Source organism: Streptomyces sp. AC627_RSS907 (assembly GCF_019049165.1).
On the sequence record NZ_JAGMUE010000097.1, the window covers coordinates 62,079 to 78,623 of the forward strand.

Annotated in this window: 16 protein-coding genes and 1 pseudogene; 7 read left to right on the forward strand and 10 right to left on the reverse strand. The window is 73.7% G+C overall.

Going from position 1 to position 16,545, the window contains the following annotated elements; all coding sequences use genetic code 11:
- The first annotated feature begins 41 nt into the window (after positions 1–41).
- The 3 genes from KUM32_RS21100 to KUM32_RS21110 all read left to right on the forward strand — a co-directional run bounded on the left by KUM32_RS21100 (position 42) and on the right by KUM32_RS21110 (position 3,305).
- The gene (locus KUM32_RS21100) at positions 42–698 is read left to right on the forward strand and encodes an HAD family hydrolase (protein ID WP_217143482.1); all 657 of its coding nucleotides are present in this window, start codon (positions 42–44) and stop codon (positions 696–698) included.
- A 61-nt stretch (positions 699–759) separates the two neighbouring features.
- On the forward strand, positions 760–2,007 hold the full coding sequence (locus tag KUM32_RS21105; protein ID WP_217143483.1) for an aromatic acid exporter family protein: 1,248 nt from the start codon (positions 760–762) through the stop codon (positions 2,005–2,007).
- A gap of 266 nt (positions 2,008–2,273) precedes the next feature.
- Positions 2,274–3,305, forward strand: coding sequence for an SDR family oxidoreductase (locus KUM32_RS21110; protein ID WP_217143484.1), 1,032 nt, complete (start codon positions 2,274–2,276; stop codon positions 3,303–3,305).
- A 131-nt stretch (positions 3,306–3,436) separates the two neighbouring features.
- On the opposite strand, the gene KUM32_RS21115 is transcribed toward KUM32_RS21110, so the two are convergent.
- Positions 3,437–3,721: a hypothetical protein gene (locus tag KUM32_RS21115; RefSeq protein ID WP_217143485.1), complete on the reverse strand. Its 285-nt coding sequence runs from the start codon at positions 3,719–3,721 to the stop codon at positions 3,437–3,439.
- A gap of 286 nt (positions 3,722–4,007) precedes the next feature.
- Here KUM32_RS21115 and KUM32_RS21120 point away from each other — a divergent pair, with 286 nt between their 5' ends.
- The 3 genes from KUM32_RS21120 (at position 4,008) to KUM32_RS21130 (ending at position 7,350) form a co-directional block, all read left to right on the forward strand.
- A complete protein-coding gene (locus KUM32_RS21120) occupies positions 4,008–4,502 on the forward strand; it encodes an FBP domain-containing protein (protein WP_217143486.1) in 495 nt (164 codons plus the stop codon).
- Between the two features lie 110 nt (positions 4,503–4,612).
- Positions 4,613–5,872, forward strand: a complete 1,260-nt coding sequence (locus KUM32_RS21125; RefSeq protein WP_217143487.1) for an FUSC family protein — start codon at positions 4,613–4,615, stop codon at positions 5,870–5,872.
- Positions 5,873–6,114: 242 nt separating this feature from the next.
- A complete protein-coding gene (locus tag KUM32_RS21130; RefSeq protein WP_217143488.1) occupies positions 6,115–7,350 on the forward strand; it encodes a lactonase family protein in 1,236 nt (411 codons plus the stop codon).
- Here KUM32_RS21130 and KUM32_RS21135 read toward each other — a convergent pair.
- Together KUM32_RS21135 and KUM32_RS21140 are read right to left on the reverse strand one after the other, a co-directional pair.
- The gene (locus tag KUM32_RS21135) at positions 7,318–8,043 is read right to left on the reverse strand and encodes a DUF2470 domain-containing protein (RefSeq protein ID WP_217143489.1); all 726 of its coding nucleotides are present in this window, start codon (positions 8,041–8,043) and stop codon (positions 7,318–7,320) included. The two genes, KUM32_RS21130 and KUM32_RS21135, sit on opposite strands and share 33 nt — an antisense overlap.
- 173 nt (positions 8,044–8,216) lie before the next feature.
- Positions 8,217–8,828: a TetR/AcrR family transcriptional regulator gene (locus KUM32_RS21140; RefSeq protein ID WP_217143490.1), complete on the reverse strand. Its 612-nt coding sequence runs from the start codon at positions 8,826–8,828 to the stop codon at positions 8,217–8,219.
- Positions 8,829–8,949: 121 nt separating this feature from the next.
- Here KUM32_RS21140 and KUM32_RS21145 point away from each other — a divergent pair, with 121 nt between their 5' ends.
- The gene (locus KUM32_RS21145) at positions 8,950–10,485 is read left to right on the forward strand and encodes a cytochrome P450 (RefSeq protein WP_217143491.1); all 1,536 of its coding nucleotides are present in this window, start codon (positions 8,950–8,952) and stop codon (positions 10,483–10,485) included.
- Here KUM32_RS21145 and KUM32_RS44740 read toward each other — a convergent pair.
- The 7 genes and pseudogenes from KUM32_RS44740 to KUM32_RS43635 all read right to left on the reverse strand — a co-directional run.
- Positions 10,447–11,277 (reverse strand): pentapeptide repeat-containing protein, encoded by an 831-nt coding sequence (locus KUM32_RS44740; protein ID WP_302185169.1) that lies wholly within the window; start codon positions 11,275–11,277, stop codon positions 10,447–10,449. The genes KUM32_RS21145 and KUM32_RS44740 overlap by 39 nt on opposite strands.
- Positions 11,278–11,335: 58 nt before the next feature.
- Positions 11,336–12,079 (reverse strand): PIG-L deacetylase family protein, encoded by a 744-nt coding sequence (locus KUM32_RS21155; protein WP_217143493.1) that lies wholly within the window; start codon positions 12,077–12,079, stop codon positions 11,336–11,338.
- A gap of 59 nt (positions 12,080–12,138) precedes the next feature.
- On the reverse strand, positions 12,139–13,440 hold the full coding sequence (locus tag KUM32_RS21160) for an alpha/beta fold hydrolase (protein ID WP_217143494.1): 1,302 nt from the start codon (positions 13,438–13,440) through the stop codon (positions 12,139–12,141).
- Positions 13,441–13,555: 115 nt separating this feature from the next.
- Entirely contained in the window at positions 13,556–14,581 is a 1,026-nt protein-coding gene (locus KUM32_RS21165) for a LacI family DNA-binding transcriptional regulator (RefSeq protein ID WP_217143495.1), read from the reverse strand.
- Between the two features lie 321 nt (positions 14,582–14,902).
- Positions 14,903–15,223 carry an L-rhamnose mutarotase gene (locus tag KUM32_RS21170; protein ID WP_030399588.1) on the reverse strand — a complete coding sequence of 107 codons (321 nt, stop codon included), beginning with the start codon at positions 15,221–15,223 and terminating at the stop codon, positions 14,903–14,905.
- A 31-nt stretch (positions 15,224–15,254) separates the two neighbouring features.
- Entirely contained in the window at positions 15,255–16,337 is a 1,083-nt protein-coding gene (gene rhaS, locus KUM32_RS21175) for a rhamnose ABC transporter substrate-binding protein (RefSeq protein ID WP_217143565.1), read from the reverse strand.
- A 33-nt stretch (positions 16,338–16,370) separates the two neighbouring features.
- Positions 16,371–16,545, reverse strand: a pseudogene (locus KUM32_RS43635) (ABC transporter permease); the annotation flags it as partial.

Consider the following 16,545-nt stretch of genomic DNA (forward strand, 5'->3'; position numbering starts at 1 on the left):
CCCGCCGGCAGACGCGAAGAGGAAGAGGAAGGGGACGGTGCATGGAACGGGCGGCCGTGTTCGACGTCGACGGGACTCTCGTCGACACCAATCACCTGCACGTGGTCACGTGGTGGGAGGCTTTCCGGCAGGCGGGCCACCGGGTGCCCATGCACGCCGTCCACCGGGCGGTGGGACTGGCCTCCGGTGACCTCATCGGGCACCTGCTGGGCGAGGACCGGGACCCGGACCAGGACGCGGAGCTGAGCGCCGCCCACAAGGCGCTGTACGGACAGTACTTCGACCGGCTGCCCCCGCTGCCGGACGCCGGGAACCTGCTGCGCCGTCTGGCCGGCGACGGCTGGAAGGTGGTCCTCGCCACCTCGGCGGGCGGCCCGGAACTGAGCGCGCTGCGGCGCGCGATCGACGCGGACGACGCGATCGACGCCACCGCGAGCGCCGACGACGTCGACGCGGGCAAGCCGGCTCCCGAGCCGGTCGAGCACGCCCTGGACCTGGCCGGGGTACCGGCCGAGCGGGCGGTCTTCGTCGGCGACACCGTCTGGGACATGCGCGCGGGCAGCCGGGCCGGGGTGCGCTGCGTGGCCGTGCTCTGCGGCGGCCTGCCCCGCGCCGACCTGGAGGAGGCGGGAGCGGACGCGGTCTACGCCGACCCGGCCGACCTGCTCGCCTCCCTGGAGGACAGCCCGTTCGCATGAGTCTTCGTGTCGTACCTCACTTCCGCACGGATCAGCCGATCACCTGGATACCCGCAGCCGCATGACCGGTGTGACCAGTACCGCCAAGGAGATGTTCCGGGGGCGGCGCCCCATGGCCGCGGTGTGGTGGGAGGCGTGTGCCGTCGGACGGGCCGTCCGGGCCGCCTGGCGGGGCCCCGGCCGGGAGCGCGACCTGGTCGTGCAGTCGCTGAAGGCGGCGGGCGCGGCGCTGCTCGCCTGGGCCGTGGCGGGCGTCTGGCTGGACGACCCGATGGCCCTGATGGCGCCCTGGGTGGCGCTCGTCCTCGTCCAGGCCACCGTCTACAGCTCGGTGCGGCAGGCCGGGCAGCAGTTCTCGGCGATCTGTGCGGGGGCCCTCATGGCGTCGGTGGCACAGGCGATCACGGACGACACCACGGCGGCGCTGGCGCTGTCCCTGCCGGTGCTGATGCTGATCGCCAACTGGTCCCGCTTCGGCCCGCAGGGTGTCTACGCGGCCACCACCGCGGTGTTCGTCCTGGCCTCCGGCACCGCGGTCTCGGCCTCGGCCGTGGGGCACCGGGTGGGGCAGGCGGCGCTCGGCGCGGTCATCGGCGTGGCGGTCAACGCCCTCGTCCTGCCGCCGATCCATCTCAGGGACGTACGCGAGAACCTCGCGGCACTGGCCCGGGAGGCGGGCGACGTCCTGCAGTCCGTCGCCGCCGACCTGCGGGAGACCGAGTGGGACGCGCAGGCCGCGTCCGGCTGGACGAACGACTCCGCGCGGCTGCAGCGGCGGCTGGACGCGCTGTACTCGGCCCGGTCCTGGAGCCGGGAGAGCCTGCGCCTGACCTCCGGGCCGCTGCGCAAGCTGCACCGCGCGCCCACCGCCCTCCCCTCCGAGGACGAGGACCGGCGGTGGAGTCGGGTCACCGGGAACATCACGGCACTGACCCGGACGCTGGCGGTGGCGGCCGACGAGCACCGGACACCCGCTCCGCCCGACGGCCAGGCGCTGGACCTGTACGCGCGCCTGTTGCGGCTGCTCGGCGACGCCTGCCACGCGCGGGCCGGCCGGCTGCTGGGCGAGTCCGGCGGGGGCCGTCCGGAGGAGGAGACGGAGGCGACGATGGCGGAGCTGCACCGGCGGTTGCAGGACGGGCTGCGGGACCACGCCGGGCAGGGGCCCGCGCGGACGGCGGTGCTCGGCACGCTGCTGCTGCAGGCCGAGAACCTGTGGGCCGAGATCGTCCCGAGCCCCGGACACGGTGACGCGGATCACCCCGGAACGCGGCAGACGGCGGAACACCGGGAGGACCGTCCCCGTTGAACAGGGCGTGGGTACGGACGGGACAGTGTCCCCGGGCCTCACCTATCGCCCACAGGGACGATCGTTCGGCTGAAGCCCTGTGGAGCCCCTCGCCGAGAGGCGACCGCCGTCCGTATCCACCTCGTACCGCCCCGATCGTGATTCCCCCGTCGCGGTCGGGGCTCTTCTCTGCCTCCGTGCCCCGGCGTCCTCATGTCCCGCACGAGGCGGGGTACCCGGTGCCCTCCGCACGGACGACGCGAACAGGCGGCCGAGAGGAGCGCAGGGTGAGCAGCGGAACAGGCAGCAGGATCGTGGTCACGGGTGCCACGGGCAACGTGGGCACCAGTGTGGTGCGGCTTCTCACGGAGGATCCGGAGGTCGGGTCCGTACTGGGGCTGGCCCGGCGGATTCCCGAGTGGTCGCCGCCGAAGACGGAGTGGGCCGCAGTGGACCTGGCCTCGGAACGGGCGGACCTGACCGGGCACTTCTCCGGCGCCGACGCTGTGGTGCACCTGGCCTGGGCGTTCCAGCCGACGCACGACCCGGCGACGACGTGGCGCACGAACGTGCTCGGCTCCATCCGGGTCTTCGAGGCGGTGGCCACGGCCGGGGTCCCGGCGCTGGTGCACGCCTCCTCGGTCGGCGCCTACTCACCGGGGCCGAAGGACCACGCGGTGGACGAGTCATGGCCGACGCACGGCTGGCCGGACGCCGCGTACTGCCGGGAGAAGGCCTATCTGGAACGCGCCCTGGACATCTTCGAACGCGACCACCCCGGGATCCGGGTGGTACGGATGCGGCCGGCCTTCCTCTTCAAGCGGGAGTCGGCCAGTGAGCAGCGACGGATCTTCGGCGGCACCTTCCTGCCGGGCCCGGCGGCGCGTCCGGAGCTCCTTCCCTTCCTGCCGGACGTTCCCGGGCTTCGGGTCCAGGCGCTGCACACCGACGACGCGGCGGTCGCGTACCGGCTGGCGGCGCGCTCCGAGGACGCCCGGGGCCCCTTCAACCTCGCGGCCGACCCGCCGGTCGACGCCGGGCTGCTGGGCGAGATGTTCGGCGCGCGTCCGGTGCGGCTGCCGCGCACCGCGGCCCGCTCGGCGATCGCCGCAGCGTGGCGGCTGCACCTCCTGCCCGCCTCCCCGCACCTGTTCGACGCGGTGCTGCGGCTGCCCCTCATGGACTGCACGCGGGCGCGCGCCGAGCTGGGCTGGCGCCCGGTGCACACGGCCACGGAGGTGCTGGAGGAGTTCCTGCTGGGCCTGCGGCAGGGCGCGGGGGCGGCCACGGAACCCCTGCGGGGGCGCAAGGTCGGCTGAGATGGGACGCGTGCAGGGCGGTACGGGCTGCTGAGCGCGGACGCGCGCAGGGGCGGTACGGGCTGCGGCACCGTAACGCCCCTGCCGCAGCTGCCCCTCGTCCTGCCCGTACCGCCCTGCCGGTGACCGGGTCAGCCGGAGGACTCGTCGGGCACCGGGTGCTCGGGATGGACGGTGCCCGAGTGCGGTGCGCCCTGGCGGCCCGTGCCCGCCTCGTCCGTGTCGGGCACGTCGGTGCCCTCGGTGTCGTCGGCGACGGCGGTGTGCTCCTCGTCCTCGGTGTCCGGTGTCTCGGGCGGCGTGCCGGCGGGGGCGGCGTCCCACGGGTCCTCGCCGGTCCCCGCCTGCTGGTCCGGCAGGTCCCGCGGAACGGGAGCACCGTTCTCGCCGGGTCCTTCGAGGCGGTGATCGGTCACGGCGCTCTCCCTTTCCGCGGTCCTCCTGGTCGAGTGGACGACAGCGGGTACCTCCCGGGAGACGGGCGAAACCTCAGCACGGCGCCCGCTCCTCGAGCGCCGCACGCCGTACGCGCCGCGTGCCGTGGCGCCGCGCGGCCTCCTGGAAATCCACTGGCTTCCCGTTGCTGCGGCTATCTACGCTAGGCAGAAACCTAGGGCCCCTAGGTTTGCCGACGGGTCCCGTTGACGGGTTCTGTCGGCATCGGCACCGCGTCGCATCGCATCGCATCGCATCGGAAGAATCATGAGACCACTCACCGAGCAGGACATCCGCACCTCGTTCGTCAACTGTTCGAAGGGCGAGGCCAAGCGGCTGGCCGTCCCCCGTGACCTCGACGAGCGCCCCTGGGACGACCTCGACTTCCTGGGCTGGCGGGATCCGGGGGCGCCCGACCGCAGCTATCTGGTCACCGAGCAGGACGGGCGCCCGACCGGCGTGGCCCTGCGCTTCCAGCCGGCCCAGCGGGGCTTCTTCCAGCGCAGCATGTGCGCGTTGTGTCTGACCACCCACCCCCGGGGCGGAGTGTCGCTGATGACCGCGCGCAAGGCGGGCCCGGCCGGCCGCGAGGGCAACTCGGTCGGTTTGTACATGTGCACCGACCTCGCCTGCTCCCTGTATCTGCGGGGCAAGAAGGCGCCGGAGGGCGGCGGCCGCTTCGAGGAGAGCCTGAGCCTGGACGAGCAGATCGCCCGGACCCTGGGCAACCTGTCCGCCTTCCTCGCCAAAGTCGCCGCCTGACGAACGGATGCCCGGCGGCGCGCGGCGCGTGAGCGCCACCCCGCCCCTCGGTGCGGTTACCGTCCTGTCCGGGTACGTTCGAAGCGCCCGGCGAAGGGAACAGCCCGAGGATGCGGGATGTACGGAGGACTGCGGCTTCGGCTGTGCGGCAGGCGAAGTCGCTCAGGGACCCCATGGTGGTGCAGGCGCTGCGCTCGGCCGCCGCGGCCTCGATCGCCTACGTCATCGCGGTGCGGCTGACTCCCGACAAGTCGGCGGCGCCGCTGACCGCGCCCCTCACCGCGCTGCTGGTCGTCCAGGTGACCCTGTACGCCACGCTCAAGATGAGCTTCCGCCGGGTGAACGCCGTGGTGGCCGGAGTCCTGGTCGCCATCGCCTTCAGCCAGTTGGTCGGGCTGAGCTGGTGGAGTCTGGCCCTGGTGATCGTGGCGGCGCTGGGCGTCGGTCACCTGGTGCGGGCCCACGAGTTCGTGGCCGAGGTGGCGATCAGCGCGATGCTGGTGCTCGGTGTGACCTCGCACGGGGCGCTGGCGTGGGCCCGGGTGGTGGAGACGCTGATCGGGGCGGTCGTCGGGCTGGCCTTCAACCTGCTCCTCGCCCCACCGGTGTGGGTCGAGCAGGCGGGTGAGTCGATCGAAGGGCTGGCGCGGCGGGTGCGGCAGCTCATGCTGCGCATGGGTGAGGAGGCCGCGGGGAGCACGCCGTTCCGCGAGGCGGCGGCCAGGCTGCACGAGGCCCGCCGCCTCGACCACGACATCGCCGAGGTGGACGAGGACCTCCGGCAGGCCGAGGACAGCCTGCGGCTCAACCCCCGCGTCCGCGAGGGACTGCTCCACCGGGTGGTGCTGCGCACCGGCCTGGACACCCTGGAGATCTGCACGGTGGTGCTGCGGGTCCTCGCCCGCACCTTCACCGACCTCGCGAAGGAACGTGAACCGGATCCCCTGTTCCCGCAGGAGACGGGCGCGACCATCGAACGGCTGCTGTCCGAGATCGCCGACGCCGTGGTCAGCTTCGCGGTCCTGGTCACCACCAGCGCCAGCGAGGACGCCGAGTCCGCGGAGGAACGTCTCTCCGCCGAGCTGCGGCAGGCCGCGGCCACCCGGGACAAGCTCGCCGGGCTCCTCCTCGACGGGGTCCGGCGCGACGCCCGGCAGTGGCAGCTTCAGGGCGCGGTGCTGACCGAGGTCAACCGCATCATCGACGAGCTGGACACCGAGCACCGCTCGCGCCGGCTCCTGGAGGAGCTCGACCACCACACGCGCGAGCAGCGCGAGCGCAGGCCGCGCCTCACCGAGCTGCGGGACCGGCTGCGCGGCTGGGTGTCCGTGGGCCGGAAACGTGGCGCCGTCGGCCGTCGTTCCAAGTGACGGACGCGGAGGGATCCGCCCACGGCCTCGCGCCCTCCGAGCCGCTCCAGCAGGACGCCCCGACCGCACCGACGGCGAGCGGGAACCGGTAGAAACACGGCCGGGCGACACGGCCCGCCCGGAAGAGGACGACGACCTGGAAGGGGGCGCCCCGGAACGGGACGACCCGGCAGGGGACCCCGGAACGGGACGCCCGGAAACAGCACGGCCCCGAGCGACGGACGAAAGGGAGCGGCACGGGCATGAGGTGTGACGACTGGAGCAGGCGCCGGTTCGTCGGCGCCCTCGCGCGGACGGCCGCCGCGGCGGCGGCGTTCCCGGCGGCGACGGCATGCGGCGGCTCGTCGGTGCCCGAGCCGTCGGCCACGCCCCAGGCTCCCGGGACGAGCACCGGGACGAGCACCGGGACGACGGGCCGGGAAAGCGGTCCCGCCGGGCCGCGCCCGCTCCTCCTGGGCACCTACACCTCGGCCGAGGGCGGCGGCAAGGGCATCGGCCTCGCCGCGTACGACCCGCGCACCGGCCGGATCACCGGCCGGGGCACCGTCACCGGCGTGGCCGACCCGTCCTACCTGGCGGTACACCCCGACGGGCGCACGCTGTACGCGGTGAACGAGCGCGAGGACGGGGCGGTGACCGCCGTCCGGCTGTCCGATCACGCGGTCCTGGGCAGCCGGAGCACCGGCGGCGCGGCGCCCTGCCACCTGTCCGTGCACCCGGGCGGACGCTGGCTGCTCAGCGCCAACTACGGTTCGGGCAGCGTCGCCGTGCACCCGATCGACGCCTCGGGCGCGCTCGGGGAGCGCACCGGCCTGGTGACGCACTCCGCTCCCCCGCCCGGTCCCGGGCAGCGGGGGCCGCACGCCCACCAGGTCGTCACCAGCCCGGACGGGGGCCACGTCCTCGCCGTGGACCTGGGCACGGACACCCTCTACACCTACCGGCTGGACGAGCGCGCGGGCACGCTCACCGAGGTCGCCAGGGCACGGACCCGGCCGGGAGCCGGGCCGCGCCACCTGACCTTCCACCCCGGTGGGCGCCACGCCTATCTCGCCAACGAGGTCGACAACACCGTCGCGGTCTGCGCCTACGCTCCGGACACCGGGCGCCTGACCATCGGTGAGGCGCAGTCCACGGGCGCGCGGTCCACGGGCACGGGCTCCGGCGCCACCTACCCGGCGCAGATCCTGGTGACGGCCGACGGTTCTTACGCCTTCCTCGCCAACCGGGGGCACGACAGCCTCACGCGCTACGCCGTGGAGGCGGACGGCGCCCGGCTCCGGCTGCTGGAGACGGTGCCGGTGGGCGGCGACTTCCCTCGGCAGATCGCCTTCTCGCCGGACGGCGGGCTGCTGTTCGCGGCGAACCAGAAGTCCGGCACCGTCAGCGTCTTCCGCGTGGCGCGGGACAGCGGCGCCCTGCGTCCCGCGGGAGAGCCGTTCGCCTCACCCGTCGCCGTCTGTGCGCTGCCGCTGTAGGGCCCGGGGGCACGATGTCGCGCTCGCCTGCGCCAGCAGCACGTGCATGCGCTCCGTGAGCTGCGCGACACCGTCGGCGGGCGCGTGGAAAGGCAGTCGTACGTCGCCGTGGGCGTGGGCGCGTTCGATGCGCAACGTCAGTCCGTGCCGGTCGACGGCGAGCGGCCGGACCCGGACCGCGCCGTGCAGGCTGGCCGCGTCGACGAGCCGGGTCAGCCGCTCCACCGCGTCGCCGTGGCAGTCGGCGAGGTGGGTCAGCAGCCGGGCCTCCGCCGTGGCCAGCGGGTCGGGGGCGGCGGCGGTGAACTCGTCGACGTCGACCACCACGGCACCGGAGGACTGCCGGAGCACCACGCGTGTGGGCCGCAGCGCCAGATGGCCGTCCTCCACGGCGCACCAGCCCGCGAGCCAGAGGCGGGCCCTGATGCGGCTCCGCACCGGGACGGGCGCGACATCGGCGAACTCGAGCACGGCGGACGGCTCTCCGCGCGGCGCGCAGACGGCCGCCACGAGCAGGGCGCTGTCCTCGGGCACGTGCAGGAGTACGCGGCCGTCGTCGGCCACGGTGTGCGCGCCGACGAACTCCTCGCGGCCGCCCTCCGCGGTCACCGCGCAGGACCAGGCGGCGGCGAGCACGGAGCGGGCCTGCTCCGCCGCGGCGGGCGCGGCCGTCCAGGTGTGGTGGTCGCCCATCCTCAACCTCCGTCATCAGTTCATTAGGTAAGGCTTGCCTAACCTATCGGAGATCGAGGTGTGCGCCAACCGGGAGGCTGGTCACAGCGCGGCTTTCCGCCGTACCGGGGAGCGCACTTCAGCGACTCGCGTACACCCTCCGGCGTGCGACGGGAGCGCTCACGGCGCCACGCTCACGGTGTGGCGATCGCGCCGAGCAGGGCCCGTGCGCACAGGTCGCGCACCTGCTCCCGGGCCGGCTCCGGATCCCGCAGCCACTCCAGGCACACCGCGGTGGTGAACGCCAGCCAGCCGCGCACCGCCAGCCGTACGTCGGCCCGCTCCCCGAAGGCCGGACCGAACTCCGGGTCGGCGGCCAGGGCCGCGAGGATCTGCCGTTCCTGCGCGGCGAGCGCCTTTCGGTAGACCTGCCGCACGGCCTGGTCGCCGGCCGCGTCGGCACGGTGGAAGGCGCGGTAGCCGTGCGCGTGGGCCCGGACGTACCCGAGATACGCGTCCAGGCCGGCGGTGAGCTGCTCACGGACGGGGACTCCGGGCACGGCCGCCGTCATCCGCAGCATGCGCTCGCTCTCCCGCTCGACGACCGCCGCGAAGAAGTCCCGTTTGGTGGGGAAGTAGTGGTACAGCAGACCCCGGGAGACGCCGGCGATCCCGGCGACCCGCTCGATCCACACGTCGTCGTAGGGATTCTCCGAGAACAGTCGCGCCCCCACCGACAGCAACTGCTCCCGACGCTCCTCGGTGCTGAGCCGGCGGCGGGTGCGCCCGCTCGGGTTGGCGGCCATGCCCGCACCTTACTTGACGCCGGTTCAGCTACGGGACGAGACTGGGAGACTCTGTTGAATCCACGTACAACACGCTTGCTCCGCACGTGCACCACACCGTTGCGTCAAGGGAGATCGCGTCATGGCGGAGACGAGGAACGGGCCGGGCCGGGACCGGCGGCCGAACGGGTTCCGCGGCGCCGAGACCGGCTGGCCCGAACTGCACCGCATCCCGCATCCGCCCTACCGCCTCCCCCTGCTCGGGGACGTGGTCGGGGCCGGCCGGCGCACCCCCGTGCAGGACTCACTGCGGTTCGCACGGCGGCTGGGGCCGATCTTCCGGCGGCGGGTGTTCGGCAAGGAGTTCGTGTTCGTGTGGGGGGCCGCGCTCGCCGCCGACCTGGCGGACGAGACGCGGTTCGCCAAGCACGTGGGGCTCGGCGTGGCCAACCTGCGGCCGGTCGCCGGTGACGGGTTGTTCACGGCGTACAACCACGAGCCGAACTGGCAGCTCGCGCACGACGTCCTGGCGCCCGGCTTCAGCCGCGAGGCCATGGCGGGCTACCACCTGACGATGCTGGACGTGGCCGCACGGCTCACCGACGCGTGGGACCGGGCACAGGCGGCGGGACGGGCGGTGGACGTGCCCGGGGACATGACCAGGCTGACCCTGGAGACGATCGCGCGCACGGGGTTCGGGCACGACTTCGGCTCCTTCGAGCGCTCCCGCCCGCACCCCTTCGTCACCGCGATGGTGGGCACGCTCACCCACGCGCAGCGCATCAACACCGTGCCCGCCCCGCTGGCCCCGGGGCTGCTGCGCGGCGCGGCCCGCCGCAACGCCGCCGACATCGCCTACCTCAACCGCACGGTCGACGACCTGGTCCGCGACCGCCGGGCCGCCCGCGGCGGGGGCCGCACGGGCGACCTGCTCGACCGGATGCTGGAGACGGCCCATCCCGAGACCGGTGAGCGCCTGTCCCCGGAGAACGTCCGCCGCCAGGTCATCACCTTCCTGGTGGCCGGACACGAGACCACCTCGGGCGCGCTCTCCTTCGCCCTGCACTACCTCTCCCGGCACCCCGACGTCGCGGCCCGGGCCCGTGCCGAGGTGGACCGCGTCTGGGGCGACACCGAGGCGCCCGGCTACGAGCAGGTGGCCAGACTGCGGTACGTGCGCCGGGTGCTGGACGAGTCGCTGCGGCTGTGGCCGACCGCGCCCGCCTTCGCCCGGGAGGCCCGCGAGGACACGGTGCTGGGCGGCGTCCACCCGATGCGGCGCGGAGCCTGGGCGCTGGTCCTCACCGGGATGCTGCACCGCGACCCGGAGGTGTGGGGGCCGGACGCCGAGCGGTTCGATCCGGACCGCTTCGACGCGCGGGCCGTACGGTCGCGTCCCCCGCACACCTTCAAGCCCTTCGGGACGGGTGCGCGGGCGTGCATCGGGCGGCAGTTCGCGCTGCACGAGGCCACGCTGGTGCTCGGCCTGCTGCTGCGCCGCTACGAGCTGCGGGCCGAGCCGGACTACCGGCTGCGGGTGACCGAACGGCTCACGCTGATGCCCGAGGGGCTGCGGCTGCGCCTGGAGCGCCGGGTCCCGGCCGGGCCGGACCGCACGCCGCTCACCGGGGGCGCCGGGTCAGGGCCGCGCCGCCCAGTGCGCCGGGCGGGTGACTGAGTCCGGCAGCCGGGTGCCGGCGCCGCCCCGGGCCGCGGTGAGCTGTGGCTGGGTCAGGAAGAAGGCACCCGTCAGGTCCGCGTCCGTCAGGTCGGCGTCGCGCAGGTCCGCGCCGATCAGGTCGGCGCCGCGCAGATCGGCACCGGTGAGGTCGGCGGCGATGAGGTAGGCGCCGCGCAGGTCGGCGCCGCTGAGATCGGCCCCCCGCAACCGGGCGCCCATCAGGTCGGCGTTGCGGCGGTTCTTCTTCCTGCCGCGGGTGCCGGCCCGCGCCAGCTCGCTGGTACGCAGCAGGAGCGCGTTGACCCGCTGCCGGTGCGCGGCCACGTCCAGGGCGGCCAGTTCCTCAGGGGTCCCGTCGGTGAGGCGCTCGGTGTCGGTCAGGGCCCGGCGCAGGTCGGCGTGGACCGGGCGGGCCGCGGGCAGGGTCAGCGCCTCCGTCAGGTACCAGAGCAGCTCGTGCAGCTGGCGGACGACCGGGAACACGTCGAACACGCGGCGTCCGCGCTCCGGCGGGCCGGTACGCCAGTCCTGCCCCCCGAAGGTGACCTGCGAGACCTTCTGCCCGGCGCCGAAGCAGTCGTACACCGTGCAGCCGGTGAAGCCGCTCTGCCGCAGCCGCGCGTGGATGCCGCACCGGTGGTCGTCGCGGAGGTTGGGGCAGGGCTTTCCGGCGTCCTTGTCGATCGCGAAGTCCGCCGAGCGGGCGAACGGCAGGGCGACGCAGCACAGACCGAAGCACCGCTCGCAGTCCCCGCGCAGTTCTGCCTGGCCGGCCGAGTGTTCTCGCATGCCGTGCAGCATACGGGCCACCGGCGCGGCGGAAACGCCGGCGGTGGCGCCCTCGCCGCTACCGGCCGAAGACCTCGAAGGTCACCGCCGGCTTCCCGCCGAACCGCTCACCCGCGGCCTCGGCGTACCCGGTGAGGAACCCGCGCACATACGCCTCGGGGTCCTCCTCGGTCAGCGCCTCGAGGTACGTCCGGTGTTCGAGCAGTGAGCGCACCGCGCGCTCCAGCCCGGGCGTGGCGTCCACCGCGTGCGTGGGCGAGGAGGAACCGGCGACCGCGACCCAGCGCACCCCGTCCCACGGTTCGAGGCCCTGCTCGGCCAGCTCCGGGAAGATCCACCGGTTGCCGGCGTCGGCCGCCGCGTCGAGCGTGGCGCGGCCGACGGCGACGTGGTCCGGGGTGTTCCAGGCGACCCCGCCCCAGGTGTCCCGGTGGTTGAGGGTGATGACCAGCTCGGGCCGGTGCCGGCGGATCGCGGCGGCGATGTCGCGACGCAGGGCGATGCCGTACTCGACGACGCCGTCCCGGTGGTCGAGGAACTCCACCTCGCTCACCCCGACCACGGCCGCGCTCGCCCGCTGCTCCCGCTCACGGAGCGGGGCGCACTCGGCGGGCGGCAGCGTGTCGATGCCCGCCTCGCCCCGCGTCGCGAGCACGTAGGCGACCTCGCGGCCCTCGTCGGTCCAGGCCGCGATCGCCGCCGAGCAGCCGTACTCCAGGTCGTCGGGGTGGGCGACGACGGCCAGGGCCCGCCGCCAGTCGCCGGGCATGGGTTCCAGTTGGGTGATCACCGGCTCCGTCATGCCCGCACACTAACCCGCGGCGGTGCCCTCACACCCGGCGCGGGGCGGGCCGTGGTCGGTCACGCCTCGTCACGGGCGAGCGACAGCAGCCGGTCCAGGACGCGGGGGCCGCCGGCCCGTACGCCGTCGTGCTCGAACTCGTCGGTGACCCAGGTGCGCAGTCCGCGGATCGCGCGGGCGGTGGTGAGGGCGTGGCCGGTGTCGACGTACATGTCGTCGTGGTAGACGGCGGCGGCGACGGGCACCTCGTTGGCGGCGAGGCGGGCCGGGTCGTACAGCGGTGACCAGTCGGTGCGGGCCGCGAGCAGCTCGGCGGTCTCACGCAGCGGACGCAGCGCCGGGTCGCAGTCGAACATCCAGGGGTGGACCGACTCACCGGTGAAGAGCAGGGGCTCGTCGCCGGCGAGGGTCTTCGCGGCGTCGAACTGCGGGAACTCGGCGCGCACCCGCTCGGCCGACCAGTCGGTGGGGCGCGCGTCCTGGCCGTAGATGGCCTCGTGGACGAGGGCGTAGAGCGGGTGGCCCGCGTACGACAGGAGGCTCTGCGCCTCCTCCTGGAACGCGTCGGACAGCTCGTGTCCGCGCGGGGTGCGGACGAAGGCGTCCTCCAGGAGGAAGTGCAGGCGGTGGCTGCCTTCGCTGCCGCCGAGGAGGATGCCGAGGGACTGGAAGGCCTCGACGGTGAGGCGGTAGCCGTTCGGCAGGACCACGTCGTGGGTGAGCAGGTGGTCGGCGATGCGGCGGGCGCGTTCGACGTCCTGGGGGTAGCGGCTGTAGTGCGCGGCGACCTTGCGCTCGATGCGGGGGTAGGCGGCCCGGTAGACGTCGTCGGCGTGCGCGTCCAGGGAGGGCAGGCCGCCGGTGATCAGGGCGGTGTCCAGGCCCTCGGGGGCGACGGAGAGGTAGGCGACGGTGCAGAAGCCGCCGAAGCTCTGGCCGAGGACGGTCCAGGGAGCGCCACCGGTGACCTTGGGACGGATCGCCTCGCAGTCGCGGACGATGGAGTCGGCGCGGAAGCGCGTCAGGTAGTCGGCCTGCTCGGCGGGGCCGCCGCGCAGCGGGAGCGTCTGCCGGTTGGCGGGGGTGGAGGCGCCGGTGCCGCGCTGGTCGAGGAGGAGCACGCGGTAGTCCTTCAGGGCGCGGCCGAGCCAGGCGGGCCGGCCGATGAAGCGGTTGGCCCCGAAGCCGGGGCCGCCCTGGAGGTAGACCAGCCACGGCAGGTCCTGGTCCGCCTTCTCGCCGGCGACGGCCTCGCGTGCGTACAGCTCGATCGTCTCGCCGGAGGGGTTCGCGTGGTCGAGGGGCACGGTGAAGCGGCGGTCGGTGAGGACGACGCCGGGCTGGCGGTAGCTGAGACTCAACGGGGCTCCCGGGACGGACGGATCGTACGAACGTGGCTTGCGGCCGTGCCCCAGTTCAGCACATGGTGCCGCGGCCGCCGACCCCCGGGATCAGGACACCGTGCTGAACGGGGGGTCAGCGGGCGGCGAGGCTGGAGCGCCGCACCACGAGTTCGGGCTGGAGCACCACCCGCTGGTGCGCGTGGGCCCGGTCGGCGCCCTGCGTCTCCGTCTCCTCCAGGAGGAGCTCGGCGGCCAGGGCGCCCATGGTGACGGCGGGCTGGCGCACGGAGGTGAGCGGGACGGCCGCGGCGGCGGCGAACTCGATGTCGTCGTAGCCGACGATCGCGAGGTCGTCGGGGACGCCGACCCCGGCCGCGTACATGGCCTGCAGGACGCCGAGGGCGAGCAGGTCGTTGGCGCAGAAGACGGCGGTCGGCCGGTCCGCGAGGCCGAGGAGGCGGGCGCCGGCGTCCCGGCCCGCGGCGACGTCGAGGCGTTCGGTGGGCAGTTCGCGCAGGGCCCCGGGGCCGAGGCCGGCCTCCGCGAGCGCGTTCAGGGCGCCGGTGCGGCGGTCGCGCACCTGGTTGAGGCCGGGCGGTCCGCTGACGTAGGCGATGGAGCGGTGTCCGGCGTCCACGAGGTGGCGCACCGCCAGCGCGCCGCCCGCGACGTCGTCGACGGAGACCGAGCACTCGGTGGTGCCCTCGGCGACCCGGTCGACCAGCACGAAGGGGATGTTGTGGCGCCGGAAGCCCTCGATGTTGCGGCCGGTGGCGTCGGCCGGGGTGAGCAGGACGCCCCGGACCCGCTGCTCGGCGAAGAGCGAGAGGTACTCGGCCTCCTCCCCGGCGTTCTGGGCGCTGTTGCAGACCATCACGCCGAGCCCGGCGTCGCGCGCGGCCCGCTCGGCACCGCGCGCGACGTCGACGAAGAAGGGGTTGCCCATGTCCAGGACGAGCAGCCCCATGATCCGGCTGCGGCCCGCGCGCAGCTGGCGCGCGGACTCGCTGCGGACGTAGCCGAGGCGGTCGATCGCGGACAGCACGCGCGCGCGGGTCTCGGCCGCGACGGTGTCCGGGCGGTTGATGACGTTGGAGACCGTGCCCACGGAGACTCCGGCGGCGCGGGCGACGTCCTTGATACCCACCGAATGGGCCATCGGGCAGGGACCTCCAGGGTCGGGCTAGGGAAATCGCACCAGGGACGCGGGGCGGCCGGAAGACCTTCACATTACCGGTGCCGCCACGGGAAGACCCCCGCCAGGCGGGCGGCGGGAAGTCGACGGCGTGCGGCTCCCGGGGTGTGACGTCGCAGGTGAGGCCGGGTCCGCGGGCGTATCGCGGGCTGCGGCCGACGGTGCGCCGGGCAAAGGCCGGCCTCCCCCGTCGGCGGCACCGGTGCCGGCGCCCGGGCGCCGGCACCGGCCGTCGGAGGCCGCCCGACCACCTCGTCACCGCGGAATCCGCACCCTGGCGAGGCCTCAGGCGAGGTGGAACACTTCCGTCAGCGGCTTCATCGCCTCGTCGGGGCGGGCCCCGTCGAGCGACTCGAACAGGGGGCCCATCTCCGCCTGCCAGCGGGCGTTGACCTCGGTGGCCTCCATGCCGGCCCGGGCCGCCGCGAAGTCCTCGGTCTCCAGGTAGCCGACGAGCAGGCCGTCGTCGCGCAGGAAGAGCGAGTAGTTGTGCCAGCCGGTGGCGGAGAGTGCCTCGCACATCTCCGGCCACACGGCGGCATGACGCTCGCGGTACTCCGCGATCCGGTCCTGACGGACCTTGAGCAGGAAACAGACGCGCTGCATGAAGTACCGCTCCTTTCCGGAAGTCGACCCGTCAGAAGTTGAACTGGTCGATGTTCTTCGCGTTGAACACGGTCGGCTTGCCGAGGTTGATCACACCGTCCTTGCCGATGGTGTACTCGCCCATGGCGCCGGCCTTGAAGGTCTCGCCCTCCTTGCCGGAGATCTGCCCCGAAGCCAGGGCGACCGCGGTGCGCGCGGCCAGCTCGCCGAGCTTGGCCGGGTCCCAGAGCTCGAACGCCTCGACGGTGCCGTCCTTGACGTAGTTGCGCATGTCGTTGGGGGTGCCGAGGCCGGTCAGCTTGACCTTGCCCTTGTACTTGGAACCGGACAGGTACTGGGCGGCGGCCTTGATGCCGACGGTGGTCGGGGAGATGATCCCCTTCAGGTTCGGGTGCTCCTGGAGCAGGCCCTGGGTCTGCTGGAAGGACTGCTGGGCGTCGTCGTTGCCGTAGGCGACCTTGACCAGCTTGATGTCCTTGTACTTGGGGTTCTTGAGCTCGTCCTTCATGATCTCGATCCAGGCGTTCTGGTTCGTCGCGGTCTGCGCGGCGGAGAGGATCGCGATCTCGCCCTTGTAGCCGATCTGCTCGGCGAGCAGCTGCACCTCGGTGCGGCCGAGGTCGTCGGCGGACGCCTGGGAGATGAAGGCGTTGCGGCACTCGGGCTTGGTGTCCGAGTCGTAGGTGACGACCTTGATGTCGTTCTTCATGGCCTGCTTGAGCGCGGTGCACAGGGCGCCCGGGTCCTGCGCGGAGACGGCCATGGCGTCGACCTGCTGCTGGGTGAGCGTGTTGACGTAGGAGACCTGGCCGGCGGTGTCGGTGGCGCTGGAGGGGCCGACCTCCTTGTAGCCGGAGCCGAGGTCCTTCAGCGCCTTCTCGCCGCCCTTGTCGGCGACGGTGAAGTAGGGGTTGTTGACCTGCTTGGGCAGGAAGCCGACGGTCAGCCCCTTCTTGGTGGCGGCGTTCGGGTCCGCCTTGCCGGCGTTGGCGGCGGCGCCGCCCTCGTCCTTGACGTCCTCCTTCGTGGTGCCGCCGCAGGCGGTGGCGGCCAGGGTGAGGGAGGTGACGGCGGCGAGAGCCGCGCAGGCACGGCGGATCGACGACTTGCGCATCATGTGTTCCTTACGAGGGGTGGGCTGAGCCGGTTACGAAGTGGGCGTGGGGGCCTTGGACGGGGGTGGGGGCACCGCCCTGCGTCCGGCCCGCGCGACGGAGATCTGGCGCGCGACCCGGGGGCCGAGTACGGACAGGACGAGCAGGACGCCGGTGACCAGGATCTGCGACTGGGCGGAGACGTCCTGGAGGCTCATCACGTTCATC

What these genes read in the sequence shown, in the direction of transcription:
- KUM32_RS21100 (WP_217143482.1), top strand. Translation starts at nt 42, where the DNA reads ATGGAACGGGCGGCCGTGTTCGACGTCGACGGGACTCTCGTCGACACC.
- KUM32_RS21105 (WP_217143483.1), top strand. Translation starts at nt 760, where the DNA reads ATGACCGGTGTGACCAGTACCGCCAAGGAGATGTTCCGGGGGCGGCGC.
- KUM32_RS21120 (WP_217143486.1), top strand. Translation starts at nt 4,008, where the DNA reads ATGAGACCACTCACCGAGCAGGACATCCGCACCTCGTTCGTCAACTGT.
- KUM32_RS21125 (WP_217143487.1), top strand. Translation starts at nt 4,613, where the DNA reads ATGCGGGATGTACGGAGGACTGCGGCTTCGGCTGTGCGGCAGGCGAAG.
- KUM32_RS21130 (WP_217143488.1), top strand. Translation starts at nt 6,115, where the DNA reads ATGAGGTGTGACGACTGGAGCAGGCGCCGGTTCGTCGGCGCCCTCGCG.
- KUM32_RS21135 (WP_217143489.1), bottom strand. Translation starts at nt 8,043, where the DNA reads ATGGGCGACCACCACACCTGGACGGCCGCGCCCGCCGCGGCGGAGCAG.
- KUM32_RS21140 (WP_217143490.1), bottom strand. Translation starts at nt 8,828, where the DNA reads ATGGCCGCCAACCCGAGCGGGCGCACCCGCCGCCGGCTCAGCACCGAG.
- KUM32_RS21145 (WP_217143491.1), top strand. Translation starts at nt 8,950, where the DNA reads ATGGCGGAGACGAGGAACGGGCCGGGCCGGGACCGGCGGCCGAACGGG.
- KUM32_RS44740 (WP_302185169.1), bottom strand. Translation starts at nt 11,277, where the DNA reads ATGCGAGAACACTCGGCCGGCCAGGCAGAACTGCGCGGGGACTGCGAG.
- KUM32_RS21155 (WP_217143493.1), bottom strand. Translation starts at nt 12,079, where the DNA reads ATGACGGAGCCGGTGATCACCCAACTGGAACCCATGCCCGGCGACTGG.
- KUM32_RS21165 (WP_217143495.1), bottom strand. Translation starts at nt 14,581, where the DNA reads ATGGCCCATTCGGTGGGTATCAAGGACGTCGCCCGCGCCGCCGGAGTC.
- KUM32_RS21170 (WP_030399588.1), bottom strand. Translation starts at nt 15,223, where the DNA reads ATGCAGCGCGTCTGTTTCCTGCTCAAGGTCCGTCAGGACCGGATCGCG.
- rhaS (WP_217143565.1), bottom strand. Translation starts at nt 16,337, where the DNA reads ATGCGCAAGTCGTCGATCCGCCGTGCCTGCGCGGCTCTCGCCGCCGTC.